Annotated in this window: 21 protein-coding genes and 3 tRNA genes; 15 read left to right on the top strand and 9 right to left on the bottom strand. The window is 63.9% G+C overall.

Translation table 11 applies throughout. The features are described from left to right. Nucleotides 1–135 precede the first annotated feature (135 nt). The gene (locus tag LQR33_RS01625) at nucleotides 136–1413 is read left to right on the top strand and encodes an O-acetylhomoserine aminocarboxypropyltransferase/cysteine synthase family protein (protein ID WP_221664531.1); all 1278 of its coding nucleotides are present in this window, start codon (nucleotides 136–138) and stop codon (nucleotides 1411–1413) included. 64 nt (nucleotides 1414–1477) lie between these two features. Here LQR33_RS01625 and LQR33_RS01620 read toward each other — a convergent pair whose 3' ends face one another. After that, complete coding sequence (locus LQR33_RS01620) at nucleotides 1478–2380, bottom strand: L,D-transpeptidase (RefSeq protein WP_231467167.1); 903 nt, start codon at nucleotides 2378–2380, stop codon at nucleotides 1478–1480. 139 nt (nucleotides 2381–2519) lie between these two features. Here LQR33_RS01620 and rlmD point away from each other — a divergent pair, with 139 nt between their 5' ends. The 5 genes from rlmD to LQR33_RS01595 all read left to right on the top strand — a co-directional run bounded on the left by rlmD (nucleotide 2520) and on the right by LQR33_RS01595 (nucleotide 7820). Further along, complete coding sequence (gene rlmD, locus LQR33_RS01615) at nucleotides 2520–4064, top strand: 23S rRNA (uracil(1939)-C(5))-methyltransferase RlmD (protein WP_231178813.1); 1545 nt, start codon at nucleotides 2520–2522, stop codon at nucleotides 4062–4064. A 266-nt stretch (nucleotides 4065–4330) separates the two neighbouring features. Then, on the top strand, nucleotides 4331–5521 hold the full coding sequence (locus tag LQR33_RS01610; protein ID WP_166440436.1) for a NupC/NupG family nucleoside CNT transporter: 1191 nt from the start codon (nucleotides 4331–4333) through the stop codon (nucleotides 5519–5521). Between the two features lie 101 nt (nucleotides 5522–5622). Then, entirely contained in the window at nucleotides 5623–6252 is a 630-nt protein-coding gene (locus tag LQR33_RS01605; protein ID WP_166440435.1) for a YecA/YgfB family protein, read from the top strand. Nucleotides 6253–6364: 112 nt separating this feature from the next. Then, nucleotides 6365–7195 carry an undecaprenyl-diphosphate phosphatase gene (locus tag LQR33_RS01600; protein WP_166440434.1) on the top strand — a complete coding sequence of 277 codons (831 nt, stop codon included), beginning with the start codon at nucleotides 6365–6367 and terminating at the stop codon, nucleotides 7193–7195. A gap of 154 nt (nucleotides 7196–7349) precedes the next feature. Then, nucleotides 7350–7820, top strand: a complete 471-nt coding sequence (locus LQR33_RS01595) for an NUDIX hydrolase (protein ID WP_166440433.1) — start codon at nucleotides 7350–7352, stop codon at nucleotides 7818–7820. 67 nt (nucleotides 7821–7887) lie between these two features. Here LQR33_RS01595 and LQR33_RS01590 read toward each other — a convergent pair whose 3' ends face one another. The 3 genes from LQR33_RS01590 to folD form a co-directional block, all read right to left on the bottom strand. Next, on the bottom strand, nucleotides 7888–8478 hold the full coding sequence (locus LQR33_RS01590; protein WP_221665582.1) for a hypothetical protein: 591 nt from the start codon (nucleotides 8476–8478) through the stop codon (nucleotides 7888–7890). Between the two features lie 7 nt (nucleotides 8479–8485). Then, entirely contained in the window at nucleotides 8486–9349 is an 864-nt protein-coding gene (gene purU, locus LQR33_RS01585) for a formyltetrahydrofolate deformylase (RefSeq protein WP_231467164.1), read from the bottom strand. Nucleotides 9350–9539: 190 nt separating this feature from the next. Then, nucleotides 9540–10391, bottom strand: a complete 852-nt coding sequence (gene folD / locus LQR33_RS01580) for a bifunctional methylenetetrahydrofolate dehydrogenase/methenyltetrahydrofolate cyclohydrolase FolD (RefSeq protein WP_166440431.1) — start codon at nucleotides 10389–10391, stop codon at nucleotides 9540–9542. Nucleotides 10392–10615: 224 nt separating this feature from the next. Here folD and LQR33_RS01575 point away from each other — a divergent pair. From LQR33_RS01575 to LQR33_RS01560, 4 genes are all read left to right on the top strand, one after another. Beyond that, nucleotides 10616–10692: transfer RNA gene (locus tag LQR33_RS01575), tRNA-Pro, on the top strand. Nucleotides 10693–10710: 18 nt separating this feature from the next. Then, nucleotides 10711–10787: transfer RNA gene (locus tag LQR33_RS01570), tRNA-Arg, on the top strand. A gap of 28 nt (nucleotides 10788–10815) precedes the next feature. After that, nucleotides 10816–10891, top strand: a tRNA-His gene (locus tag LQR33_RS01565). Between the two features lie 166 nt (nucleotides 10892–11057). Beyond that, nucleotides 11058–11732: a GntR family transcriptional regulator gene (locus LQR33_RS01560; RefSeq protein ID WP_021475694.1), complete on the top strand. Its 675-nt coding sequence runs from the start codon at nucleotides 11058–11060 to the stop codon at nucleotides 11730–11732. On the opposite strand, the gene LQR33_RS01555 is transcribed toward LQR33_RS01560, so the two are convergent. After that, nucleotides 11726–12625 carry a LysR family transcriptional regulator gene (locus LQR33_RS01555; RefSeq protein ID WP_221665581.1) on the bottom strand — a complete coding sequence of 300 codons (900 nt, stop codon included), beginning with the start codon at nucleotides 12623–12625 and terminating at the stop codon, nucleotides 11726–11728. The genes LQR33_RS01560 and LQR33_RS01555 overlap by 7 nt on opposite strands. Nucleotides 12626–12726: 101 nt before the next feature. Between LQR33_RS01555 and LQR33_RS01550 the strand changes: the two genes are divergently transcribed. Together LQR33_RS01550 and LQR33_RS01545 are read left to right on the top strand one after the other, a co-directional pair. After that, nucleotides 12727–13569 carry a pirin family protein gene (locus tag LQR33_RS01550; RefSeq protein ID WP_221665580.1) on the top strand — a complete coding sequence of 281 codons (843 nt, stop codon included), beginning with the start codon at nucleotides 12727–12729 and terminating at the stop codon, nucleotides 13567–13569. Between the two features lie 26 nt (nucleotides 13570–13595). Further along, a complete protein-coding gene (locus LQR33_RS01545) occupies nucleotides 13596–14459 on the top strand; it encodes a pirin family protein (RefSeq protein WP_221668721.1) in 864 nt (287 codons plus the stop codon). Between the two features lie 177 nt (nucleotides 14460–14636). Here the strand turns inward: LQR33_RS01545 and LQR33_RS01540 are convergent, their stop codons facing one another. The 4 genes from LQR33_RS01540 to LQR33_RS01525 all read right to left on the bottom strand — a co-directional run bounded on the left by LQR33_RS01540 (nucleotide 14637) and on the right by LQR33_RS01525 (nucleotide 24128). Further along, nucleotides 14637–19574: a hemagglutinin repeat-containing protein gene (locus LQR33_RS01540; protein WP_231467162.1), complete on the bottom strand. Its 4938-nt coding sequence runs from the start codon at nucleotides 19572–19574 to the stop codon at nucleotides 14637–14639. Nucleotides 19575–19817: 243 nt separating this feature from the next. Next, nucleotides 19818–21524 carry a ShlB/FhaC/HecB family hemolysin secretion/activation protein gene (locus tag LQR33_RS01535; RefSeq protein ID WP_231467160.1) on the bottom strand — a complete coding sequence of 569 codons (1707 nt, stop codon included), beginning with the start codon at nucleotides 21522–21524 and terminating at the stop codon, nucleotides 19818–19820. A 224-nt stretch (nucleotides 21525–21748) separates the two neighbouring features. Continuing rightward, the gene (alr, locus tag LQR33_RS01530) at nucleotides 21749–22816 is read right to left on the bottom strand and encodes an alanine racemase (RefSeq protein WP_221668717.1); all 1068 of its coding nucleotides are present in this window, start codon (nucleotides 22814–22816) and stop codon (nucleotides 21749–21751) included. Nucleotides 22817–22820: 4 nt separating this feature from the next. Further along, complete coding sequence (locus tag LQR33_RS01525; RefSeq protein ID WP_231467158.1) at nucleotides 22821–24128, bottom strand: D-amino acid dehydrogenase; 1308 nt, start codon at nucleotides 24126–24128, stop codon at nucleotides 22821–22823. Between the two features lie 139 nt (nucleotides 24129–24267). Here LQR33_RS01525 and LQR33_RS01520 point away from each other — a divergent pair, with 139 nt between their 5' ends. From LQR33_RS01520 to LQR33_RS01510, 3 genes are all read left to right on the top strand, one after another. Further along, nucleotides 24268–24756: a winged helix-turn-helix transcriptional regulator gene (locus tag LQR33_RS01520; protein WP_166440423.1), complete on the top strand. Its 489-nt coding sequence runs from the start codon at nucleotides 24268–24270 to the stop codon at nucleotides 24754–24756. Between the two features lie 122 nt (nucleotides 24757–24878). Further along, nucleotides 24879–26006, top strand: coding sequence for a methyl-accepting chemotaxis protein (locus LQR33_RS01515; RefSeq protein ID WP_166440422.1), 1128 nt, complete (start codon nucleotides 24879–24881; stop codon nucleotides 26004–26006). Nucleotides 26007–26074: 68 nt separating this feature from the next. Beyond that, nucleotides 26075–26542: a YbaK/EbsC family protein gene (locus LQR33_RS01510; RefSeq protein WP_021475684.1), complete on the top strand. Its 468-nt coding sequence runs from the start codon at nucleotides 26075–26077 to the stop codon at nucleotides 26540–26542. Nucleotides 26543–26544 lie beyond the last annotated feature (2 nt).

The raw sequence follows: 26544 nt of genomic DNA, 5'->3' as shown, positions 1-26544 counted from the left end.
CGATGATGGATTAAATAGATTCAAAAGTTATATCCGGCATCATCGATATCTCCTTGTGGCAAGCGCGCGGCGGCATTAAGGTAAGCGATCATGACAAGCGCCTGCAGCCACCCGCCCACTCAACCGGAGCCCACGATGAAACTGGAAACCCTCGCCGTCCACGCCGGCTACAGCCCCGACCCGACCACCAAGGCGGTAGCGGTGCCGCTGTACCAGACCACCAGCTACGCCTTCGACAGCACCCAGCACGGAGCCGACCTATTCGACCTCAAGGTGCAGGGCAATATCTACACCCGCATCATGAACCCCACCACCGACGTGCTGGAAAAACGGATCGCGGCGCTGGAGGGCGGCATCGGCGCGCTGGCGGTGGCGTCCGGCATGGCGGCGGTCAGCTACTCGATCCAGACCATCGCCGAATCCGGCGACAACATCATCGCCACCCGCACCCTGTACGGCGGCACCTACAACCTGTTCGCCCACACCTTCCCGCAGTTGGGCATCGAAGTCCGCTTCGTCGACTACAAGGACCCGGCCGCGATCGCCGCGCTGGTGGACGAGCGCACCAAGGCCGTGTTCTGCGAATCGATAGGCAACCCGCTGGGCAATGTGGTGGACTTCGCCGCCTTCGCCGCCGAGGCCCATCGACATGGCCTGCCGCTGATCGTCGACAACACCGTGCCCTCGCCCTATCTGTGCCGGCCGTTCGAACACGGCGCCGACATCGTGGTCCACAGCCTGACCAAATATCTGGGCGGCCACGGCAACAGCATAGGCGGCGCCATCGTCGATTCCGGCAAGTTTCCATGGGGACAACACAAGGCGCGCTTCAAGCGCCTGAACGAGCCGGATGTCAGCTATCACGGCGTCAACTACGTGGAAGCGCTGGGCGAAGCCGCCTACATCGCCCGCGCCCGCGTGGTGCCGCTGCGGAACATGGGCGCGGCGCTGTCGCCGTTCAACGCCTTCCTGATCCTGCAGGGCATAGAAACACTGGCGCTGCGGATGGACCGCATCTGCGACAACGCATTGAAAGCGGCCAGCTTCCTGAAGGAAAGCGCGGCGGTGGAATGGGTGGAATACGCCGGCCTGCCGGACCACCCCAGCAAGCCGCTGGCCGACCGCTACCTGGGCGGCCGCGCCTCCGGCATTTTGTCCTTCGGCATCAAGGGCGGCGCGGAGGCCGGCGGCCGCTTCATCGACGCGCTGCAACTGGTGACGCGGCTGGTCAATATCGGAGACGCCAAATCTCTGGCCTGCCACCCAGCCACCACCACCCACCGCCAGTTGTCGCCGGAGGAACAACTGAGCGCCGGAGTCAAGCCTGAACTGATTCGGCTCTCCATCGGCATCGAGCACATCGACGACATCCTGGCCGATATCGGCCAGGCGCTGAAGGCCGCGGCGCAGTAAACGCGCCGCCAAACGCATCCGGGCCGCGATCGCGGCCCGGATGCGTTGGCTCAAACCGACGGACTCAGCCCGCCTTGGCGGCCGGCCGGACACGCTGGCCGGCCCTGGCCGACGGCGGTCCCGGCTGGCGCTCGTTCTGCGGCTGGCTGGCCGCCGGCGCGGCGGGCGCGGGCGGAACCGGCGGGTTCATCTTCGACAGCCAGGGCAAGGCGCTCAGACTGCCGTTGATGTCGGTTTTGGCGCTCTTGCAGCTCAGGCAAACAGGCTTGCCGTCGCGCTGCCTCAACGCGTTGTCCACCCGCTGGCCGAACAAGGCCTGCTGGTGCTGGCGCTGCCAGGCCAGCAGCGTGTCCGCCAAGTACGGCAGCGAGGGATCGCTCTGCCGGTAGTGGTTGCGGTAGACGGTCAGCCACAGCTGGCCGGCCTCGTCCTCGCTCAAGATGATGGTCTGGTAGGCGACGGTGACCGCGTCGCCGCGGCTCACTGTGCCTGCCAGTTCCAACGCGTCGTTGTTGCGCAGCCGGACACAGCCGTGACTGCGGAAACCCGGCACCGAGCCCGGCGCGTTGGTGCCGTGGAATCCCAGGCCCAGGCTGTTCTCGCCGAAGCGTACGAAGACCGGGCCCAGCGGGTTGTTGGGCCCTGGCGGCACCACGGTCTGCACTTCCTTGCCGTTGCGCCGCATCTCTTCCTGGATGGACTTGGGCACATGCCAGCTCGGCGCGCGGTAGATGCCTGTGATGTCGAAGCTGCCGGTCGGAGTCTGGGTCAGCATCTTGCCAACCGCCACCGGGAAGATCCGCGCCAGTTTGCCGTCCTGGTACAGGAATAGCCGCGCCTGCGGCAGATTAAGCACCAGGTGGCGGCCTATGGGATTGACCGCGACATCCGGCGCGGGCATCACCGCCGCCTGTACGGGAACAGCCAGCCACCATCCCAGCGCCAGCACCGACAACCGCTTCAACATACCGCACCTTCTGTAACCATGATTCACTCTGCTGATTCTAACAGAAAGGCGGCGAATTCCGGGATCGTAAAAAAACCAGCAAGAATCGCCGGTTTTTGAGAAAATCCGCGTTTTACCGTTTGATTTTGCAAGCAAGACGATGACGCACGCACAGACTATTGCCCTGGTCGAATCGCTGGACCACGAAGGCCGGGGGGTCGCCCACGTTGACGGCAAGACCATCTTCATCGATGGCGCGCTGCCGTACGAAAAAGTTGTCTACAGCAGCTACCGCAAAAAGCCCAGCTACGAAAACGCCAACACCTCCGCGGTGCTGAAGGAAAGCTTCATGCGCGCCGAGCCGCGCTGCCCGCACTTCGGCGTCTGCGGCGGCTGTTCGATGCAACACGTGGAATTCACCGCCCAGGTGGCGGTCAAGCAGCGCGTGCTGGAAGACAATCTCAAGCGCATCGGCAAGGTCAAGGCGGAACGCGTGCTCACCCCCATCGCCGGTCCGGCCTGGCACTATCGCCACCGCGCCCGCATGTCCGCCCGCATGGTGGCCAAGAAGGGCGGCGTGCTGGTGGGCTTCCACGAGAAAAACTCCAGCTACATCGCCGAGATGCGCGAGTGCCACATCCTGCCCAAGCACATCTCCGATCTGATCATGCCGCTGCGCGCGATGATCGCCACGCTGTCCATCAGCCAACGGATGCCGCAGGTGGAAGTGGCGGTCGGCGACAAGCTGGACATTCTGGTGTTCCGCAATATGGACGCCATCACCGACGCCGACTTCGCCATTCTGAAGGCGTTTTCCGACACCCACGGCACCGCCGAGCGCCCGCTGCAGGTCTGGCTGCAGCCCAAGGGCCCGGAGACCTGCTACCCGATCTACCCGCTGGACGCGCCCAAGCTGACCTACAGCATGCCGGAGTTCGCGGTGGAGATGCCCTATTACCCCACCGAATTCACTCAGGTGAACCCGCAAATCAACGCGGTGATGGTGGCCCGCGCGCTGAAGTTCCTGGACCCGCAGCCGGGCGAGCGCATCGCCGACATGTTCTGCGGCATCGGCAACTTCACCCTGCCCATCGCCCGTTCCGGCGCCATCGTGCACGGCATGGAAGGCAGCCAGCCGCTGGTGAAGCGCGCGGTGGAGAACGCCACGCATAACCAGCTGCAGGACAAGGTGAGCTATGAGATGGCCAACCTGTTCGAAGTGACCGAGGAGTCGTTCGCGGCCCTAGGAAAATTCGACAAGATGCTGGTGGACCCACCGCGCGACGGCGCGGTGCAGCTGCTGAAGGCCATCACCGAGGACACCGCGCCCAAGCGCATCGTCTACGTGTCCTGTAACCCGGCCACGCTAGCGCGCGATGCCGGCATCCTGGTCAACACCAAAGGTTACACGCTGAAGGCGGCCGGCATCATCAACATGTTCCCGCACACCGCGCACGTCGAGTCCGTGGCCTGGTTCGAAAAAACCAGCCCGTGCAAAACGCGCAAGGAAGTCGAGGAGATCGAGGCGATCGAAGCCGCCGAACGCGAGGCCGTCAAGGCAGCCCGCCTGGCGGAAGAAAACGCTGAGAAGGAAAAGAAAGCCGCCGAGCTGGCGGAGAAAGCCGCAGCCAAGGAAGCGCGCCGCGCGCATTACTTCGCCGAGCAAGCCCGCCGCGAGGCGGAGGAAGCCCAATCGGGTCAATAGACATGAAAAGCGGCCCGCCCCAGGCATGCGCCGGGGCGGGCCGCTTCTCTTTATCTAAAGACAGATTGTTTGATCTAAAGACAAGTATTATTCTCTGCTTCAGCGCATTGTGCTCACGCCGATGGCATCCGCCCCAAGCGCATGCCGCCCGGCGCGGCGCTGACCGCATTTTATAAAAACCGGCATACGGCCCGCGGCATCAGGCGGGACCGGAACCATGCTCGATACCTGCCTAGGCAGGAGGAACCCACAAAGCGACATTCATCATGCATATCGTCCAATTCATCATCGGCCTGATCGTGGTACTGGCCCTCACCCAGCTGGTCGCCCGCGACCGCAAGAACATCAAGATCCGCTCCGTGATCCAGCTGCTGGTCATCGAGATCGCCCTGGCGTTCTTCCTGCTCAATACCACTTACGGCCTCGCCATCGTCGGCAGCATTTCCGGCGTGTTCACCAAGCTGATGGACTTCGCCGGCGAAGGCACCAAGTTCGCCTTCGGCGGCATCCAGAACAAGGATGAGTTCAGCTTCTTCTTGAATGTGCTGATGCCCATCGTGTTCATCTCGGTGCTGATCGGCATCCTGCAGCATATCCGCGTGCTGCCGGTAGTGATCCGCGCGATCGGCTTCGTGTTGTCCAAGATCAGCGGCATGGGCAAGATCGAGTCGTTCAACGCCATCAGCTCAATGATGGTCGGCCAGTCCGAAAACTTCATCGCCTACAAGAACATCATCCACACCTTCGACGAGAAGCGCATGTACACGCTGGCCGCCACCGCGATGTCCACCGTGTCGATGTCCATCGTCGGCTCCTACATGCAGATGATCGAACCGCGCTTCGTGGTGACCGCGCTGGTGCTCAACCTGTTCAGCACCTTCGTCGTGCTGTCGCTGATCAACCCCTACGACAGCGCGCTGGGCGAGGACGAACTGATCAGCAGCGACGCGCACCGCGTGTCCTTCTTCGAGATGCTGGGCGAGTACATCCTGACCGGCTTCAAGATCGCCGTGATCGTGGCCGCCATGCTGGTCGGCTTCATCGCGCTGATCGCCTGCGTGAACTTCATCTTCACCTCCATCTTCGGCATCAACTTCCAGACCATCCTGGGCTACGTGTTCTGGCCGTTCGCCTGGCTGATGGGCGTGCCTAGCCACGAAGCGCTGACCGCCAGCAGCATCATGGCCACCAAGCTGGTGACCAACGAGTTCGTCGCCATGCTGGAACTGAAGAACCAGGCGGCGCACCTGTCCAGCTACACCCGCGGCGTGCTATCCATCTTCCTGGTGTCCTTCGCCAACTTCAGCTCGATCGGCATCATCGCCGGCGCAGTGAAGGGCCTGGACGAAGAGCGCGGCAATATGGTGTCCCGCTTCGGCCTGAAGCTGGTCTACGGCTCCTCGCTGGTGAGCATCCTGTCGGCGCTGATCGCCGGCCTGGTGCTGGCTTCCTACTAAGCCCCGACCGCCCCGCCAAGCCGCCCGCCCCTGCGCGGGCGGTTTTGTTTTGCCCCGCCCTGCCCCATAATGGCCGCCTGACCTAACTAGAAGAATCCGCCATGTCGCACAAGCCGCTCAGCGAACAAGATTATCAACGCCTGTCCGCCACCCTCGCCCGCTTCGCCGGCCACGGCTGCATGAATCTGGAGCGGCTGGACGGCTTCTTCGCCGCGCTGCTCGCCGGCCCGGAGCCCGTGCGCCCGGCGGAGTGCCTGCCGCTGATCCTGGGGGACGCTTTCGACGACGAGTCGGCCTTTCCCAGCGAAAAAGCGCTGGAGCAGTTCGTGGCGCTGCTGCGCGGACACTGGCAGGACATCGCCGAAGCGCTGAAGCAAGGCGAGTTTCAGCCATGGCTGGATGCCGACGCGGCCGGCCAGACCACCGGCAATGACTGGGCCGAAGGCTTCGCCGCTGGCATGGAGCTGCTGAACGACGACTGGGGCCTGCTGTTCGACTCCCCCGACAACGCGCCGCTGCTCGAGCCGATCATGATCCTGGGCTTCGAGCGCCATCCCGACCCGGAAATGCGCCCCTTCGTCGACGCCATCGACGCCGAGACCCGGGCTGAGCTGCTGGCATCGCTCTCCCCCTCCGTCCACGGCATCCACGACTTCTTCGCCGCCATCCGCCGCCAGCTGGAGCAGGAAGAGCAGGAGCTGGATCGGGAAGAGCCGCGCCGCCCGCACTGAACGATCCGGTAAACCGGACAGCTGGCTTGCGCGTTAAGAAGCGGTCATTCTTCCAAAACGGGCGCGGCGGATCCGCCGCCCGTTTCTTCCGCGTCCTATCCAAGGGGGAGCCATGAACGCGACCGAAGCCTTGCTGTTTGCCGTGATCCAGGGCATCAGCGAATTATTTCCCGTCAGCAGCCTGGGCCACGGCGTGCTGATACCCGACTGGCTGCACTGGTCGATCAACCGCACCCATCCCGACTTCCTGCCCTTCATGGTGATGCTGCATCTGGGCACCGCCGCCGCGCTGCTGATCTACTTCCGCCGCGACTGGACAGACCTGATCGGCGGCTGGCTGAAAGCTGGCGGCCGCGCCAGCAATCCGCACGCGCGCCTGATGTGGCTGGTGATAGCCGGCACCATACCGGCTGGCCTGCTGGGTCTGCTGCTGGAAAAACAATTGCGCGCGTTGTTCACCAGCGCCACCGCGGTACTGGTTTTCCTGGCGCTGAACGGCCTGATGCTGCTGTGGGGCGACCGCCTGAAAAAGAAGACCGCGTCGCACGAGCTGTCCGAGCTGACCTTCGCCGGCGCGATCAAGATCGGCGCCGGCCAGGCGCTGGCGCTGCTGCCGGGCTTCTCGCGCTCCGGCGCCACGCTGGTGGCCGGCCTGGCCCACGGCCTGGACTACGCCTCCTCCGCCCGCTTTTCCTTCCTGCTGGCCACGCCCATCATCACCGCGGCGGGCGTGCTGGAAATTCCCAAGCTGGCGCACCATGGCAGCGACGCCCCGCAATGGGGGCTGCTACTGGCCTGCGGCGCCGTTTCGGGACTGTGCGCCTATGCTAGCACCTGGTTCCTGATGCGCTACTTCAAAAAAACCGAAATCGAGTCGCTGCGTCCCTTCGGCTTTTACTGCCTGCTCGTCGGCCTTGGCGGCTTACTGGTCAAACTCGTATAAATGCACTGGACTTGGCCATGCCTTGATATAAAATGGCATGTAACCAGTAATTCTACCTATTGAAGTACAGACGGCGCTCCTCAAAGAGCGCCATCTGCATTTGGAATGCTGGCCCGGGGCATCAAGACCCCGTCAAATAATATTTATTGGAAGAATGAGTGTTTTGGAAGATCGTAAAAACGAGCGCCTGCCCAGCGACCTGGCCAGGCGCGCCACGGCCATCATCGAGATGCCGGACGGCGTGCTGGTCACCGCCAGCCGCGGCGGCCGTTACAACCTCCCCGGCGGCAAGGCCAATCGCGGCGAACTGCGCTCCCAGGCGCTGATCCGCGAAATCCGCGAGGAAACCGGGCTTCGCATCAACTCCATGCTGTACCTGTTCGACCACATCACCCCGTTCAACGCCCACAAGGTCTACCTGTGCATCGCCCAGGGACAGCCCAAGCCGCAGAACGAGATCGAGCGCATCGCGCTGGTGTCGTCGCCGGATACCGATATGGATTTATTCGTCGAAGGACGGGCCATCCTGCGCCGCTACGCCAGGCTGCGCAACGAGGAAACCGCCAAAGGAGAAGCGCTGCGCGCGCTGCTAGGCCTGGCCCGCTACATCGCCAAGGTGGACTGAAGGATTCAATCCTCAAAACAAAAAGGACACGCGTGCGCGTGTCCTTTTTTCTTGCCTCCCATGCGGTTTATTTTTTCACCGCCGACGCGGCATCGCTGGCAGCACCCTGCTGCTGCATCATCTCCACCATCTCCTGGGGCAGCTCCACCCAGCCTGCGGTCTTGGCGAAAGACAGCGTGGCCGCCAGCAACAGCAGCGACAAGGGCGCGAACAGCACCACGCCGGCAAGCGTGCGCATCACGGACACCTGCGCCACCTTGGACAGCGCGTTGACCAGCACCACTAGGCCAAGCAGCGACAGCAGGATGTCCATCACCTTAGCGGCGTCCCCCGGAAGCCAACTGGTCAGCGGCTCCACGAACTGCAGGCCGCTGGCCACCACCACCAGGCCGAACAGCGAGCCGCCCACCTCGCCCTTGCCCCAGCGCAGCCAGACACCCATGAAGCGGGCGAACAGCAGGGTCTGCAGCCAGGTGAACAGCACCATGAAGCCGATGCGGCCGGCGATATTTCCGCCCAGCTCGGCGGTATCGCCGCTGGAAACCGCGCCCATCAGCGTCAGCAACAGCGCCGGCTGCCACCAGGCATATTGGTAGGCGGCCAGCGGCTTGACCCGCAGGCGCAGCAAATCAAGCACATCGTCGATCAACAGGCGCATGGCATCCTCAGTCGAAAACCACGGTCTTGTTGCTGTACGACAGCACGCGGTTATCCAGATGCCAGCGCACGGCGCGGGACAACACCACTTTTTCCAGGTCGCGGCCCTTCTCCACCAGATCCTCCACCGTGTCGCGGTGCGAGATGCGGGTGACTTCCTGCTCGATGATCGGGCCCTCGTCCAGATCCTCGGTCACATAGTGGCTGGTGGCGCCGATCAGCTTCACGCCGCGCGCGAAGGCGCGGTGATAAGGCTTGGCGCCGTCGAAGGCCGGCAGGAAGCTGTGGTGGATGTTGATCACGCGGTCCGGATAGCGCTCGACGAAGCCGCTGGACAGGATCTGCATGTAGCGCGCCAGCACGATGAAATCGACGCCCGCCTCTTCCAGCAGGCGGAACTGCTCGGCCTCGGCCTCGGCCTTGTTGTCCTTGGTGACCTTGATCACATGGAAAGGAATGCCGTTGAATTCCACCAGCCGGCGGCAGGTTTCGTGGTTGGAGATCACCAGCGGGATGTCGCAATCCAGCTCGCCGATGCGCCAGCGGTGCATCAGATCCACCAGGCAGTGTTCGTACTGGGACACGAAGATGGCGATCCGCGGCTTGCGCGCGGACAGCGACACCTTCCAGTTCATGCCGTGCTCGTCGGCGATCGGCTGGAACGCGGCGGCGAAGCTGTCCATCGGCAGCGTGAAGCCGTCCAGATCCCACTGCACCCGCATCAGGAACAGATTTTCGCTGGTGTCCTGATGCTGGTCCGCATGCATGATGTTGGCGTTGTAGGTCATCAGGAAATTGGCGATGGCCGCTACCAGGCCCTTCTTGTCCGGCGCGCTGATCAACAGCGTCGCCGAGTGCTTGTCGTGACTCATGAAGCAAATCCGTAAATTAGTTTTATGTGATACTAAATCTGATACTAAAACAGCCAAGCGCGGCTGTCTGCACATTCGAACGCCGCCATGACGCAGGCAAGCCGGCATTCCCGAAAACAAAATCGCCACAGCCCGGCGCTGCGGCGGCTGTGGCGAGCTGGCTTGGGCCGCCGCTCGGGCGGCTGTCGGCTCAGTCGTTCAGATTGGCGGAATCCAGCGTGTTCTGCAACAGCGTCGCCACCGTCATCGGCCCCACGCCGCCCGGCACCGGGGTGATGAAGCCTGCCCGCTCGCGCGCGACATCGAATTCCACGTCGCCGCACAGCTTTCCGGTATCCAGCCGATTGATGCCCACGTCGATCACCACTGCGCCCGGCTTGATCCACTCGCCCTTGACGAAATTGGGAATGCCGACGCCGGCCACCAGGATATCCGCTCCGGCCACTTCCTCCGCCAGATTCTGCGTCGCGCTGTGGCAGACGGTGACGGTGGCGCGCGCCAGCAGCATTTCCAGCGCCTGCGGGCGGCCGACGATATTGGACGCGCCGACGATCACCGCCTTCTTGCCCTTGGGATCGATGCCGTACTCTTCCAGCAGCGTCATCACGCCGCGCGGCGTGCACGGCCGCAGCAGCGGCATCTTGATCGCCAGGCGGCCTACATTATACGGGTGAAAACCGTCCACATCCTTTTTCGGATCGATGCGCTCGATCACCGCCTGCGGATCGATCTGCGCCGGCAACGGCAATTGCACCAGAATGCCGTCCACGCCGGCATCCGCATTCAAGCCATCGATGATTTCCAGCAATTCCTTCTGGCTGGTGGCGGCCGGCAAATCGTAAGCGACAGAACGGATACCCGCCTTTTCGCAGGCCTTTTTCTTGCTGCCCACGTAAACCGCGGAGGCCGGATTGTCTCCGACCAGGATCACCGCCAGCGCCGGCGCCCGCTTGCCCTGTCCCAGGCGCTCTTCCACGCCCGCGCGCACCTTCTCCAGCAGTTTTTCCGCTACCGCCTTGCCATCGATCAATTGTGCCGACATGCCTGATTCCCATATTGGTGCAATGAATAACGGCCGCTATTCTCGCATTAATTGCGCAGTGCAGTAAGAGCGCTCGGCGGATTATTTTTCTTAAGATCAAGATAAATAAAGAAAAAACAAACACGCCATTCCGCCAAGGCGAAAACACCCCGGAAAGCCCCGAAAATATTTGCACAAAGCCGTTGACAGCCCCATGCCTCATCCGTATAGTTGCGGTCTCTGTTCGGGGCGTAGCGCAGCCTGGTAGCGCACCTGATTTGGGATCAGGGGGTCGCGAGTTCGAATCCCGCCGCCCCGACCAGACACAATGCCCGATAGAGCGCCCGTAGCTCAACCGGATAGAGCACCAGCCTTCTAAGCTGGGGGTTACAGGTTCGATTCCTGTCGGGCGCGCCAGTCGCTTAAGCGGCGGCAACAAACAGTGGTGGATATAGCTCAGTTGGTAGAGTCCCGGATTGTGATTCCGGTTGTCGTGGGTTCGAGTCCCATCATCCACCCCAGAAACAGCAAAGCCCGACCTCGCGTCGGGCTTTATCTTTTCCCGCCTCCGCAATTATAGAATTGCGACAAAAATGTTCAGTTTTGCCGCTTGCCAGTACAGTGAAGCTCCGTATAATCGAATACATTTGCATGTATCCGATTGACTGACAGATAAGCCCATCCACCATGACCACCCTGCAGCCGATCAAGCGCCAGACGCTTACCAGTGCCGTCACCGAATCCCTGCGCCGACGCATTCTGTCCGGCGAGTTCGCCGACGGCCAACAACTGCGCCAAGAGGCGCTGTCCAATGAATACGGCGTCAGCCGGGTGCCGGTGCGGGAAGCGCTGCGGCAGCTGGAGGCCGAGGGGCTGATCCAGATCATCGATCACAAGGGCGCGCTGGTTTCCAAGCTGTCGCTGGAGGACATTCTGGAGTTGCTGGAAGTGCGGGCGATGCTGGAGTGCTCGCTGCTGAAGGCCGCCATCCCCTGTCAAAGCTCGGCCGACCACGACGCCGCCCAGCAGACGCTGCGCGAGTTCGAAGTGGCGCTCAACAACAACGACGTGCGCCACTGGGGCGAGATCAACTCCCGCTTCCACCTGGCGCTGTACCGCGCAGCCAAGCGGCCAAACACCCTGGCGCTGATCGAGCAGCTGCATAACAAGACCGACCGCTACACCCGGATGCAGATCCTGTTCACCCGCACCATGGAGCGCGCTCATGAAGAGCACACCCGGCTGCTGGAGCTATGCCGCCAAGGCAAGGCGGACGAGGCGGCGGAATTCCTGCGCTTCCACATCCTGTCTGCCGGCCATGCGCTGGAAAGCTATCTGAAGGGCCAGCAGGCCAATCACTGAGCGCAGCCGCTCCGCCAGTCGGCGGCGGCCCTCCTCAGCGCTTCGGCCAGATACAGGCAAGCGGGCCCGGCGGACGAAGGTTCCGCCAGCACCAGGTGCAGCGAGGCCTTGCGCACAGCTCCGCTCTTCAGCGGCAGCGGCTTCAGGCTGCCTTCGGCCAGCTGACGCCGGATGCGATGGCGCGCCAGCCAGCCGAAAGCCAGGCCAGCCTCCACCATCGCGATGCCAGTCTCCGGCTGCGACACCGTCCAGCGCTGATGCGCGCCCAGCCAGCCCTCGTCCCTCGGCTGGCGGATGCCGGAATCCCTCAACACCACCTGCACCTCGCCGCGCAGCCTTTCGCTGTCCAGCTCGCCGCCCAAGGCGTGCAAACGGTGGCCCGGCGCCGCGCAAGCGATGAACTCCGCGTCCAGCAGCCAGTCCCCCAGGAAACCCTGCGGCACCCTCCCCGCCACCGCCAACGAGGCGTCGCCCTGATACAAGGCGTCGTCGGCGCCCGACATCACCACCTCATGCAACTGCAGCCGCGTCTCCCGGCAATGGCCGGCGAAATCGCCGCATGCGGCCAGCATCACCTCGGCCGGCAGCAAGCTGTCCAACGCCACCTTGAGCTCCGGCTCCCAGCCCCGGCGCAGGCTTCCCGCGCGGCGTTCCAGCCTGTCGGCGTGGCGCAGCAGCTCGGCGGCTTCGCGCAGCAGCACCTCCCCCTCGCCGGTCAGCCGCATCCGCCGCCCGTCCTGCCGCAACAAAGCGACCTCCAGCTGCTCCTGCAGCCTGGCCACCGCGTAGCTGACCGATGACTGGCTGCGATGCAACTTCTCCGCCGCCTGGGCGAAACCGCCCTCCTCCACGATGGTCCGCAACACTTGCCATTGATCCAGCGTCGTTTTCATAATTGATCATATTTTTAGATATATATACGCTGAATTTTGCGCTTTTTTATCTGATTTTTCACTGCAAAAATAAAGGGCATGAATCCAGACCGGAGAGAAACATGAGCAAGACCAGCCGCGAAGTGGAACACATCATCAATGGCCGCGAGGTATCGGACGGCGCCGGCGTGCGCCTGCTGCGGGTGCTCACCGCCGACCTGCAGCGGCGGCTGGACCCCTTCCTGATGCTGGACGAATTCCGCTCCGACAATCCCGACGATTACATCGCCGGCTTTCCCAGCCACCCGCACCGCGGTTTCGAAACCATCACTTACATGCTGGCCGGCCGCATGCGCCACCGCGACAACGCCGGCAACGAAGGCCTGCTCGGCCCTGGCGGCGTGCAATGGATGACCGCAGGGCGCGGCATCGTCCATTCCGAGCTGCCGGAGCAGGAGGATGGCCTGATGCACGGCTTCCAGCTATGGCTGAACCTGCCGGCGGAACGCAAGCTGTGCGAGCCCTGGTATCGGGACATTCCCGCCGCCGAGATCCCGTCTGCGCCAGCCCAAGGCGAGGCCCGCCTGATCGCCGGCCACTGGCGGGGCCAGGCCGGCGCGATGGAGCGCGAAGCCACCGAACCGCTCTACCTGGATCTGCATCTGGACGCCGGCAGTGAGGAAACGCTGGAAATCCCGGTCGGCCACAATGCCTTCCTCTATGTTTACCAGGGCGAAGTCGCCGTCGGCGCGCAGCAGCGCGGCGTCAAGGCCAGGCAGATGGCGGTGCTGGACAACCGCGCCGGCAACGACAGCGTCGCCATCCGCGCCGCGGCCGACAGCCGCCTGCTGCTGATCGCCGGCAAACCACTGGGCGAGCCCATCGCCCAGTGGGGGCCGTTCGTGATGAATACGCGCGAACAAGTGGAAGAAGCCATCAGCGATTTCCGCGACGGACGTTTCTGACCCGCATGCCATTGCCAGGAGGCATCATGCCGCTGCTTACGCAAACCATAGCCAGCCAAACCCGCGACATCGGCTTTCCGGTGCGCCGGCTGCTGCCCACCCGCCAGGCGCGCCGCGTCGGTCCCTTCGTGTTTCTCGACCACATGGGCCCGGCCCATTTCGCCGCAGAAGGCAGCGCCGGCGATGTGCGGCCGCATCCGCACATCGGCCTGGCCACCGTCACCTACTTGTTCTCCGGCGCAATGATGCACCGCGACAGCCTGGGCACCGTGCAGCGCATCGAGCCCGGCGCGGTCAATCTGATGACCGCCGGCAGCGGCATCACCCACTCCGAGCGGGTGCCAGCCGATATCCGCCGGCAAGGCGCGGCGGTGGAAGGCATGCAGTTGTGGCTAGCGCTGCCGGACGAGCTGGAGGAGTGCGAGCCGGCTTTCGCCCACTACCCAGCCGAGGACTTGCCGCGCTGGGAGCAGGACGGCGTGGAGCTGAACCTGCTGATGGGCGAAGGCTGGGGCCGCCGCGCGCCAGTCGCCTATCCTCTGCCGGTGTTCTACGCCAGCGCCGTCATGCAGGCCGGCGCGAGGCTGGCGCTGCCCGAAGGCGTGGACGAGCTGGCCGCCTATGTCGCCGCCGGCGAGCTGGACGTGGATGGCGCCGTACTGAACGCCAACGAATTGGGCCTGCTGCGAAACGGCCAGGGCGGAGAGCTGATCGCGCGGCGCGACAGCCGGGTGATGCTGCTCGGCGGCACGCCGCCGGCCAGCCCGCGCTATCTGGACTGGAACTTCGTATCCAGCCGCCGCGAGCGCTTGGCTCAGGCCCGCGCGGACTGGATCGCCCAACGCTTCCCCATGGTGCCGGGCGAGACCGAGTTCATACCCCTGCAATAAGAGCGGCTAACAAAAACCAGTTTCACGGCTGAGACAAGGCGCGCCGACGCAGGCAGTACTTGAGTACGGCAAGTCGGCGCAACGCAGCATCAGGGGTTTGCTAGCCGCTCTAACAGCCACTCCAAAACAAAACCCCCGCCAGATTCCTGACGGGGGTTTTCGCTTGGATCAAGCGTCTTACTTGCTCTGGATGCCGCCTTGCACCACGGTCGGCACATTCTCGTGCTCGGCACGGATCAGCGGCGCCTTGCCGGAGGTCACATCGCTGACGGCTTGCTTCAGGATGCCGGACGGCGTGCTGTTCAGCTTGACTCCGCCGCCGCCGTTGTAGCGTTCGGTGGCGATGTCGGCGGTTTCCACCTTGGAGTCGCCCAGATCCACCTTGCCGTTGGCGGACGAGATGGTCGCGCCGGTCAGCTGGGTCTTGCCGCCCACTTGCAGCGTCACGCCGTCGGCGCCGGCGATGCCGGTGACGGCGCCGACCGAGTTGTCGCGCTTGACGCTGACGTCCACATCGGCCTTCAGCTCGGTGCCCTTGTCCTGGGCGTTCAGCAGCTTGTCCTTCAGCGTGTTCCCGCCTTTGCGCGCCAGGGTGTCCAGCGTGCCGGACTTGGCCGGGCCGGAGGTCGGCTGCTCGGGCAGGGTGACCGTTTCGCTGTTGGCGTTGAAGCTCACCGCATTGGTGGTGTCTTCCTTCAGGCCCTTGTTGAAGGCCAGGCTGTCGTACTTCTCCTTCACCTTGTCAGACGCGGCGTTGACCAGCTCGGTGCCCTTCTCCTTCACCTTGTCCTTCAGCGGGCCGGCCTTGTCGGCGGCCTGATCGACCAGACTGGCCTCTTTGCCGTTGGAGCTGTTGACGCCCAACGCCACATCCACCTTCACGCTGTTGTCGCGGTCCTGACGACTTTCCAGCGCCAGCTTGCCGCCCACCTGGCCAGTGACGGCCTTACCGCTGACGTTGGCGCCGGCCAGAGTGGCGTTGCCTTCGGCGTTCAGCTCAACCTGCTGCTTGGCGGTGACAGAAGCATTGGCGTTGCTCAGCTTGTCCTGCTGATCCACCTTGACGCTCAAGCCCGCGCTCACGTCATGCACGTTCTTGGTGCTGTCCGGCTTGATCTGGCCGTTTTCCTTGTCGCTGCTGGCCTTGTTGCCGCCGCCGATATTGCCGGCCACGCCCCAGTTGTTGCGCTGGCTGCTGGACTGCGCCGACTCCAGGCGGACATCGCCCTGGCTATCCAGCTTGACGGTGTCGCCCTGCACCTGGGTGCCGCTCAGGCGGATGCCGCCGCTGCCGGCCTCGATGCTGGCTTTGCCGCCGCTGGCCACGCTGCCGCCGGCCTGGCTGCGGCTGGACTCGTCGGTGCTGGCGTAATTGCCGCCGGCGCCCACATTGAAGCCCTGGCCCGCCTTCTCCTGGCCATTGCTCTGGCTGCCGCCAGCCTTGACGTCAAAGCCCCACTGGCTGCCGGACTTGTCGGCGCTGGATTCGGCGGCCTTGAACTCCACCTTGTCGCCCTTCAGCGCCACGTCGCCGCGGCTGGCGATCTTGTCGCCCTGCAGGGCCAGCTTGCCGCCGGCCGTCAATGCCACGCCGACATCGGCGTCCACGCCGCCGACCACGGCGGCGCTGGAGTTGGATTGCTGCTTGTCCACGCTCACCGCCACACCGCCGCTGCCGCCGACATTCTTGCCGCCGCCTTCGATCGGGCTGGTAGTGATGGCCAGGTTGGCCTTGCCGCCCACCGTGCGCTGCTCGCTGCTGCGGGTGTTGTTGGCCTGGCTGAAGCTCAGGTCGCCGCCGGCGTTGACGCTGGCCGCGCCCTTGCCGCCGGCGATGGCCACGCCCTGGTAAGCGGCGTTGTTGTCCACGTCCACTTTGACGCCGTTGCCGGCGCGGATGCCGCCGGTCACCGCGGTGGAGCTGGAGGACGCGCTGGTCACCGTGCTGCCGCTGCCGGCCGCCTTGACGTTCACGTCTTCGCCGGTGGTGGTGTAGACGCGCACGCCGACATCGGCCTCGGTCTTGCTGCCGCTCTGGCTTTGGGTATTGGCCGCGGCGGTGAACTGGTGGCTGTCCGCCTTGATCTCCACCGTATTAGCGGCCTGATACTGGGTACCCTGGTCGCTCAGGCCTGCCTTGGCGTCCACCTTGACGTTGCCGCCGTTCAGGCTGCTGGCCTGGGCGGTGCTGGACTGGCTGGTTTCGGTGCCAACGCCGGCCTTGACGCCGACATCCACGCCCAGATTGGCCGCGCCCAGATTGCCGGCCGCGCCTGCGGCGCCGGCCACATCGCCCTTGACGACTTTTTCGCCAGCCGCCACCAGCGGACGGGTCACGCCGCTGTAATCGGCGCTGACGCCCACCTCCACGCCCCAATGGCTGCTGTCGGTGGTGGTTTTCTGCGTGCTGTTGGCCGCCTGGTTGTCGATGCGGCCGCCGGCCAGCTTGATGTCGCCATCAGCCTTGACCTGGGTGCCCTGGTTGCGGATGTCGCCGTCGCCATTGCCGGCGACGATGCTGACGCCGCCCTTGGAATTGATGGCGCTGGCCTGGGCCGTGCTGCTCTCGGAGCGGCTGCTGCTGTTCTTCTGGTCCACGCCCAGCGCCAGGCCGGTCTTGTCCAGGCCGGCGTCGATGTAAATGCCACCGCCGGTGACGCTGCTGCTCTTGCTTTCCTTCACCGTGTCCTGCGCCGCGTTCAGGCTGACGCTCTGGCCGCTCAGGGCCGCGCCGCCGGCGCCGGCGTTCAGCGTGGAGCCGGTCACCGCCAGGTCGCCCTGGGCGTTGAGCGCCACTTTGCCGCCGGACAGCGTCGCCGCCTGGTTCTGGGTCGCATCGCGGTCCACGCTGCTGCTGGTGTGCTCGATGCGCACGCCGCCGCGGTACTGCTTGTCGCCGGTGATTTCGCCGACGCCGCGCAGCGCCAGCTCGGTATCCTTGCTCTGCACAGTGTCGCGGGTTTGCGACGCCGCCACCTTGATGTCGCCGTTCGCGGAAACGTTCAGCTCGCCGCCGGCGCGCACCTGGCTGCCGCTGATCGCCACGTCCTTGGCGGACTGGATGGTCAGATTGGTGTCCGACTTCAGCTCGGCGTTGACCGCCTGCTGCTGGCTGGCGTTGCCCTTGCTGCTGCTCTTGGTGATGTTGAAGGCGGTGCCGCTGCGCTGGTCGGTGCGGGTTTGCGACTGGTTGACCACGCTGTCGATGCTGACATCGCCGTTGCGGCTGATCGCCACCGCGTCCTGCTCGCCGCGGGCGCGGCTGCCGGCGATCGCCACGCTGTCGCCCTGCAGCGTCAGCTTGCCGCCGGCGGTCAGATCGCTGCCTGTGTTGACGGTATCGGTCTTGCCGTTGTCGCGGTTGCCTCCGCCGCCGATGCCGCCCCAGTACACCTGGTCGTTGCGCTGGTTGTTCAGGCTCACGGTTTGCTGCACGCCCAGGCTAAGCGCCCCGCCCGCTTCCAGACCAGCGTCGCGGCCTGCGGCCAGCTTGGCCGCCTTGGCGTCGATGTCGCCGCTGGCGCGGATGTTCAGATCGCGGCCGGCGCGTAGCTGGCTTTGCGCCAGGCGCTGCTCGCTGGAAGTATTGTCCCAGGAGCCGGTTTCCAGGCTGGCGCCGTCATTCTTGCGGTTGCCTTGGTCGCGGTGGGTGTCGGTCTCCGTCACGCCGCTCAGCTTCACGCCGCCGTCGGCCTGCAGGCGGATATCCTGGCCGGCGGTGACGCTGCCGCCGCGGATGGCGATCTGGCCGCGCGGCTGCGCGCCGTCGGCGGCTTGATTGTCCGCCGCCGATGCCGCCGCGGTCAGCGTGGCATCCTGGTCTGCGCGGATGCGCACGCCTTCCTGGCGCTGAGTGGTGTCGTTCTGGTCGCGGTTGTACGCCCAGGAGTTTTTCCAGGCGTGATTGCTGCTGCTCGATGTACTTTCCGCCAGTTGGCTGTCCAGCGTCACATCCTTGCCGCTGAGCGCCACATTGCGGCCGCTGATGTCGGTGGCCGCCAGCGTGGCGGCGTCGCCGGCGCTGAGCGCCACATCGTCGCGCGCGCTGATGGCGCTGCGCTTGATGCGGGTGTCACTGCTGTTGCTGGCGGTATTGGTTTCGCCGGTTTTCCAGATGAACCAGCTCTCGTCATGGCTGCTGTCCTGGGTGGTCGAAGTCTCCACCCGGCCGCGGCTGTCGATCTGCCTCGCGGCCAAAGCCACCTTGCCTTCGCTGGCGCGAATCTGCGCGCCTTCCAGCGCCAGCTTGCCCTGATTGGCCTCGACCGACACTTCCTGCGTGCCGTTCAGGCTGCCGCCCACGTTCACGCCCGCGCCGTCGGCGGTGCTGATGATATTGATGCGGCCGGCCTGCATCGCGCCCAAGAACACGCTGTCCAGCGAACCCACGCCCTCAGGCGCCTTGTCGCTGCGGATGATCTTGGCGTCGTCGCCCTGATAATCCACCAGATTGAAACCGGCGCGGGCATTGATCCGGTCGCGCGCGGCGACATTGCCGCGCACATCGATGCGCGGCGCGATCAGGTCCAGCACGTTGACGCCGCTCAGGCCGGAGCCGTTGACGGTGAGCGCGTTGCCGTTCCGCGCAGCCTGCAAGGAAGCGATGGCGCCGTTTTCGATATTGGCATTGCCCACCAGCAGCGACGCGCGCGGAGTATTGATGAAGCCGCAGCCGCTGCAAGTGATGCCGTTGGGATTGGCCAGCACATAATCAGCGGCTTTGCCGAACACTTCCTGCTTGCCCAGCAGCAGAGACGGATTGCGGCTGATCACTTCATTCAGGATCACGCTGGCTTCGCGCCCGCCCAGCAAGGCGTTGGCGCCCAATTGGCCGGCCAGCTGCGATTGGCCTCCGGTGGCGGAGTTGTTGAACACCGCGCCCGGCTTGCCGACGTTGAAATCCTGGTACTGGTTATGCGACAGGCCCGCGGCGCTGGGCGCCACGATATTGACCACCGCCGCGCCGTTGGCGGCATTGCTCACCTGAGGCTGCGCGCCGTTGCCGCCGGCTACGATGCCGGCTGCCAGCGTGGCTTCCGCCACGCAAAACGCCAGGGTCAGCGTCGCGGCCACTTTCCCCGTTGCCGATAATCCGAAATTTATTTTTTTCTTCATGATTTGAGTCCCGTTCATCCAAAGAACAAGCAGATCCGGCCTCAGGCCGCTTCATCCAACCCATGTCGCGCGAGCATCGCCGGCCTGCCTGCCGTTCTTACCCGCACTAAAACATACGTTTGATTTCTAATCTACGTCTCTTTTTAAATCAATTCAAATGAAAAACTGCCAATACCGCTTAGTCGCGTACGCAGCTAATTTCTTTCAGAATATTTATACTTTTAAAAACAGATGCCAAAGGCATCACCAGGACAACGCCAGCCTGGCGAACAACTGATGGCCTTCCGGCTGCCAGCCGGCGGGCTTGTGCAAAGGTCGGCTGTATTCCAGATCCAGGCTGGCCTTGCGATAGCTGAACGCCAGGCCCAGGCTGGCGCCGGCAATGCTTTGCCACTGTTGGACCGAGCCGTTCGGCAATACCCGGCCGCCATCCAATCCCAGCCTCGGCGTCATGCCAACGCCTGCCATCTCGAAGCGGCGCGACAGCGTGTTGCGCCAGGACCAGGCGGTTTCGCCTGCCAACGTGTTGCGGCGAAAGCCGCGCACCGCGCTGGCGTCGGACACGTCCATCTGCTCGACGCCGGGCAGGTAGTCGCGGCTGGTCTGGCCGACCAGCGCGCTGTTGAGCTGGTACGGCCCGCCGGGAAAGGCCAGGCTTTGGAACCAGTTCAGCGACGCCTTCCACTTGGTGAACTGCGGATTCGGGCCGTCCGGCGAACGCGGGTCCGGCGCGCTGGCGCCCAGCCAACGGGTGCCGCGCTGCACGCCGGCATCGGCGATCAACACCCCGCCGCTAAGCAGCTGCAGACGCGACAAGCCCAGCTCGGCCACGCTCAGCGTCGGGCTGCTGACGCCGAGTTCACTGTCGAGAAAATAATTGCGCACCCGCTTATGGGTTAGCTGGGCCATCAGTGAGGTGGTCTGGTCCTGGCCGCGGCTCATTACCCAGTCCGTACGCAGGCCGCTCTGAGCGGTACTGCCGGACAACTGCGCCACGCCATTAGGAAACTGCTGTGTGTTCAGATAATCGGCGCGGCTGGCGAAGGCGCTGAAAGTCCAATAGCCGTAGGGCAAGGAATAAAACAGCGACTCGCTGCGGCTGTGCCGCACCGCGTTGTCGTTGCTGGTGCGCTGCGCCGACACGCTGACGAAATCAGACAAGCCCAGCGGGCTGTCCCAGGACAGCCCCACCCCGGCCTGCACCCGGCCGGTGCTGTCGCGGCCGGTGTTGTCGGCGTTGAAGTTCAGCCGCCAGGGCGCATCCATATTGTTGCGCAGGCTCAGGATGGAGCCGCCTACCGTTTCGCCAGGCAAAATGTCCAGCGTCGCCTTGCTGGACGGTAGCCGGTTGGCCTGGTCCAGGCCCTGGTCGGCGTCATGGATGTTCAGCGGCCGTCCAATCACCCCGGGAAACAAGGTGGCCGGGTTGCTGCGCCGGTCGGCGCTGACGATTTTTTCCACCCGGCCCTCATGCACGCGCAAGGTCAGCACACCCTGTTCGTCCGGCCCTTCGGCCGCCACCCGCGCGGCGATATAGCCCTTCTTCAGATAAAGCTGGGTCAAGGCGCGGCTGTAGCGGTTCAGCTCTTCATTGCTCAGGCAGTCGCCCGCCAGCTCGCCCAGCGAAGCCACTTCCTTGCGGCTCAGCAGCTTGATGCCGGCCAGACGCACGCCCTTGACGCGCAGGCAATCCAGCTCGCTCATGTCCTCCGCTTCCGGCCGATGCATGGTGTTGCTGTCCGGCAGCATCTGCCGCAGGCGCTGCTGCTGGATAATGGCGTCGAAGCGGCGGCTGTTGTCCTGCAACAAGCGCCGCGAATCGTTTTCCATCTGCTGATGCATGCTGCCGGACATGCCGGGCACTTCCGCGGCTTGCGCCGCCACGCCCCAGCAGACCATCCCCGCCATCCGCCACAATCTGGCCGAAGATAGTTTTTTGTATTTAATCATCACTAGATTCTTAACTATTTTTAACAAAGGAAAACAGAAATCCCATTGCACGTCCAGGCTAATGAGAATAACTATCAAATAATGACAAAATTACCCAAGCTTGATGCCAGCCTTGCGGCGTTGACGCAACACAAGATGCAATATAAATAAAAAACCCGGCCAATGGCCGGGCTTGTCCCTTAGTCGTTTGATTCTGAAATACCTTTCAGAAAATCAGAAAAAACTTATACGAATGCAAAGTGGGCGCGCTTGATATTGCACAGCAATTCATAGGAAATGCTGCCGGCGGCGGCGGCAACCTCGTTGACCGATACCGCGTCGCCCCACAATTCCACCTCGCTGCCGATGCCGGCCTCGGGCAGATCGCTCAGATCCACGGTGATCATGTCCATCGACACCCGGCCGATGATGCGCGAACGGCGGCCGTCCACCGCCACCGGACTGCCGCTGGACGCCAGCCGCGGATAACCATCAGCGTAGCCGCAGGCGATCAGTCCCACCCGGGTCGGGCGATCCGTGACGAAATTGTTGCCGTAACCGATAGGTTCGCCGGCGGCCAGTTCGCGCACGCCGAAGATCCGGCTGCTCAAACGCATCACCGGCTTCAATTCATCGCCCTGCGGATAGCCCGCCGGCAAGGGACTGGCGCCGTATAGCACGATGCCGGCGCGGCCCCAGTCGCGGCGCGCGCGCGGATGACACAGCAGGCCGGCGGAATTGGCCATGCTCTCCTCCCCCGGCAAATCGGCAGTAGCGGCGTCGAAAGTTTCTATCTGCGCCTGGGTCATCGGCACCCCCGGCTCGTCGGCGCGGGCGAAATGGGTCATCTTGACGATGCTCTCCGCTTTGCCGCTGTCCCGCAGCCGCTGCCAAGCGGCGCGGTAATGCTGCGGCAAAAAGCCTTCGCGGTGCATGCCGCTGTCCAGCATCAGCCAGACGCGGAACGGCTCGGCCGGATTGGCTTCCTCCAGCATGCGCAGCTGGCTCTCGCTCTGCACCACCAGCCACAAGCGATGGCGCTCGACCTCGGCCAGCTCGGCCGCTTCGAATACCCCCTCCAGCAGCAGGATGGGCGCGGCCACGCCGGCGGCGCGCAGCTGCAGCGCCTCTTCCAGACAGGCGACGGCGAAGCCGTCGGCGATATCGGCCAGCGCCTGCGCGCAACGCACCGCGTTGTGGCCGTAGCCATTGGCCTTCAGCACCGCCAGCGTCTTGCCGCCGTGGGCGGCGCGCGCCAACAGATAATTGTGGCGCAGATGGTCCAGCCGTATCGTCGCAATCAACGGACGCATCGGATCAGGCCCCTTGCACCGCGGGACGGATCACCGGCACCACCAGGGTCTCGCCCTGCTTGGCGTAGCGCTGCATCGACAGGCCGTCGACGCTGATTTCCGGCTTTGCGCCGGTGATCAGGTCGGCCAGCACCTTGCCGGAGCCGGCGCACATGGTCCAGCCCAGCGTGCCGTGGCCGGTGTTCAGCGACAGGTTGGCGAAACGGGTGCCGCCGACGATGGGCGTGCCGTCCGGCGTCATCGGACGCAAGCCGGTCCAGAAGCTGGCCGCCTTGATGTCGCCGCCGTTCGGGTACAGATCGCCCACCACCATCTCCAGCGTTTCGCGGCGGCGCGGGTTCAGTTCCAGGTTGTAGCCGGACAGCTCAGCCATGCCGCCGACGCGGATGCGGTCGTCGAAGCGGGTGATCGCCACCTTGTAGGTTTCGTCCAGGATGGTGGAGGTCGGCGCGCCGGACGGATTGGTGATCGGCACCGTCAGCGAGTAGCCCTTCACCGGGTAGACCGGGATGTCGATGCCCAGCTCCTTCACCATGTCGCGGGAGTAGCTGCCCATCGCCACCACGTAATGGTCGGCGCGCAGCAGTTCGTCGCCGACGCGCACGCCGGTGATGCGCTTGCCGTCGTTCTCGATGCCGTCCACAGTCACGCCGAAGCGGAACTCCACGCCCTTGGCGCGCGCCAGTTCCGCCAGGCGGCTGGTGAACAGGTTGCAATCGCCGGTTTCGTCATTGGGCAGCTGCAGGCCGCCGGCCAGCTTGTGCTTGACCGCCGCCAGCGCCGGCTCGACGCGGACGCAGCCGTCCGGGTCCAGCACATTGAAGTCCACGCCGCACTCGCGCAGCACGGCGATGTCCTTGGCCATGCCCTCAACCTGGGCCTGGCTGCGCAACAGCTGCAGCGTGCCGCCCTGGCGGCCTTCGTACTGCAGGCCGGTTTCGGCGCGCAGTTCCTTGATCTTGTCGCGGCTGTACTCGGCCAGGCGCATCATGCGGCCCTTGTTGACCGCGTAGGCTTTTTCATTGCAGTTGGCCAGCATCTTGGCGATCCACTGCAACTGGTACAGGCTGCCGTCCGGGCTGATGGCCAGCGGCGCATGCCGCTGGAACATCCACTTCAGGCCTTTCAACGGAATGCCGGGCGCAGCCCACGGCGCAGAGTAACCGGGGGAAATCTGGCCGGCGTTGCCGAAACTGGTTTCCAGCGCCACGCCATCCTGGCGTTCCAGCACCGTCACCTGGCAGCCCGCCTTGGCCAGATACCACGCGGTGGATACGCCCAAAACGCCGCCGCCCAGCACGATTACCTTCATTGTCTTTCTCCGTTTGTAGTCTTGCCACTACCAGATAGTGAATTCCGCTAGTATATGCATTGACATCTGGTTTTTTTCACTGAAATTGATAAGAATCAAATGATCTTTCTCAAATCTTTCTCATGTAAACAGTGAAAACATGAAGCCACTTACCGCCGCCGCCAAAGCCCTGGACAAGATGGACCGCAAAATCCTGCGCATCCTGCAGAAAAACGGCCGCATCGCCATGACCGAGCTGGCCGAAAAAGTAGGCCTGTCCACCACCCCCTGCACCGAGCGGGTGCGGCGCATGGAGCGCGACGGCATCATCGAAGGCTATTACGCCCGCCTTAACCCCCACGCGCTGGGCGGCTCGCTGCTGGTGTTCGTCGAAATCAAGCTGGAGGCCAAGTCCGGCAACATCTTCGACGCATTCCGCCGCGAAATCATGAGCATTCCGGAAATCCTGGAGTGCCACCTGGTGTCCGGCGATTTCGACTACCTGATCAAGGCGCGCATCCCTGACATGTCGATGTACCGCAAGCTGCTGGGCGACATCCTGCTGCAGTTGCCGTCGGCGAAAGAATCGAAGAGCTACGTGGTGATGGAAGAGGTCAAGGAGACCTTGCAACTACCGCTGAATGAATAAATTTTTCTTTAAAATCAATGCATACAACTTGACCAAAACCCAGAAAAAGCTTGCTTTTACCTGCCGCGTCAACCAAACCCAAAATAACAAATTCAGTAAAAACACGTAGGCGGGAGACTGGGATGTTTGGCTTCACAAAGACGGCAGACAAGGCCGAAGACGCGGCGCGCCGAGTGCGCCAGCTGGAAAGCGTGCTGGACCATGCGGACAATCTGATCATGCTGTGCGACACCAGCCGCGACAACGTGATTTTCTACATGAACAAGACCGCGCGCGAAGCCTTTGGCAAGCATCGCGACATGATGAACCAGAAGTTCCGCCCCGGCGTCGACGTCAACCACGCCCACGGCCACAGCATCCACCAGTTCCACCGGGATCCGGAACACAACCGCCGCATTTTGGCCGACCTGGCCGGCCGCAAAATCGATCAGCATATCGCGATGATTCCCGTCGGCGAGGTGATGTTCGAAACCAAGGTATTTCCAATCTGGGATTCGGCAAACCCAAACCAGTTGCTGTGCTTCATGGCCAGTTTCCAGGATGTGTCCTCCGAAATCCGCGCCCAGAAACTGCAGGAACAGGGCAATCAGCGGCGCGAGTTTCTGGAGGCCCGCGTCAACGAGCTGTCGGAAAACATGCAGGCGATGAGCGCCACGATCCAGAACGTAGCCGTGCAAACCACATCGGCATCGGAATCCGCTGAATTGATGCTGGACGAAGGCCGCAAAGGCGCCGTCATCGTCAACGAAACCAGCGGCAGCATGAAAAACGTCGGCGGCATGGTGCGCGACACCGCCGACAGCCTTGAATCGCTGGGCCAGCGCTCGGTCACCATCGGCCAGATCATAGGCGTGATCAAAGACATCGCCGACCAAACCAATCTGCTGGCGCTGAACGCCGCCATCGAAGCGGCGCGGGCCGGCGAAATGGGCCGCGGCTTCGCCGTGGTGGCCGACGAGGTGCGCAAGCTGGCCGAGCGCACCACCAAGGCCACCCAGGAAATCGGCGACATGATCCGCGACATCCAGAACGAGGTGAAGCAGAACGTGGAAGCCATCGAGCGCGGCCGCCAGCAAGTGGACGCCACCGAAAGCGACTTCCTGCGCGCCGAGCAGGCGCTGACAACCATCGTCAACGAGATCAACAATATGCGTGATTTCGTGGTGCAGATCGCCAACGCCGCCGAAGAACAAGCCGCCACCTCGCAAGACATCGCCGACAAGCTGGCTGCCATCGTCCACCAGACCTGAGAGCCTGGCGTCTTTGGTTCTCATCGGGAATAATGGACCCGCACCCATCTTTCCGACGAGAACCGCCTATGAGCCTGGAATCGGTCAAAGCCTTCTTCGCCGCCCGCCAAGCGGACATCGCCATCATCGAGCTGGACGTCAGCACCGCCACCGTGGCCGAGGCCGCCGCCGCCCATGGCGTCGAACCCGGCCGCATCGCCAAGACGCTGGCCTTCCGCCTCAGCGACGGCCGCGAGGTGATCCTGGTCGCGCGCGGCGACGCCCGCATCGACAACCGCAAGTTCAAGGATGCCTTCGGCAAGGGCAAGATGCTGCCGCCGGAGGAGGTGGAGGCCATCACCGGCCACCCGGTCGGCGGCGTCTGCCCCTTCGGCCTGGCCCGAGAGCTGCCCATCTATCTCGACGTGTCGATCCAGGCTTTCGACGAGGTGCTGCCGGCGGCCGGGGCGGTGCACAGCGCGGTGCGGATCAGCCCCGGCCGTCTGGGCGACATCACCGCCGGCCAGTGGGTAGACGTCTGCCAGGCTTTCGCCTGAGC

It is taken from the genome of Chromobacterium piscinae (assembly GCF_021129175.1).
GTDB lineage: Bacteria > Pseudomonadota > Gammaproteobacteria > Burkholderiales > Chromobacteriaceae > Chromobacterium > Chromobacterium piscinae.
This window is presented reverse-complemented; position numbering and strand designations above follow the sequence as displayed.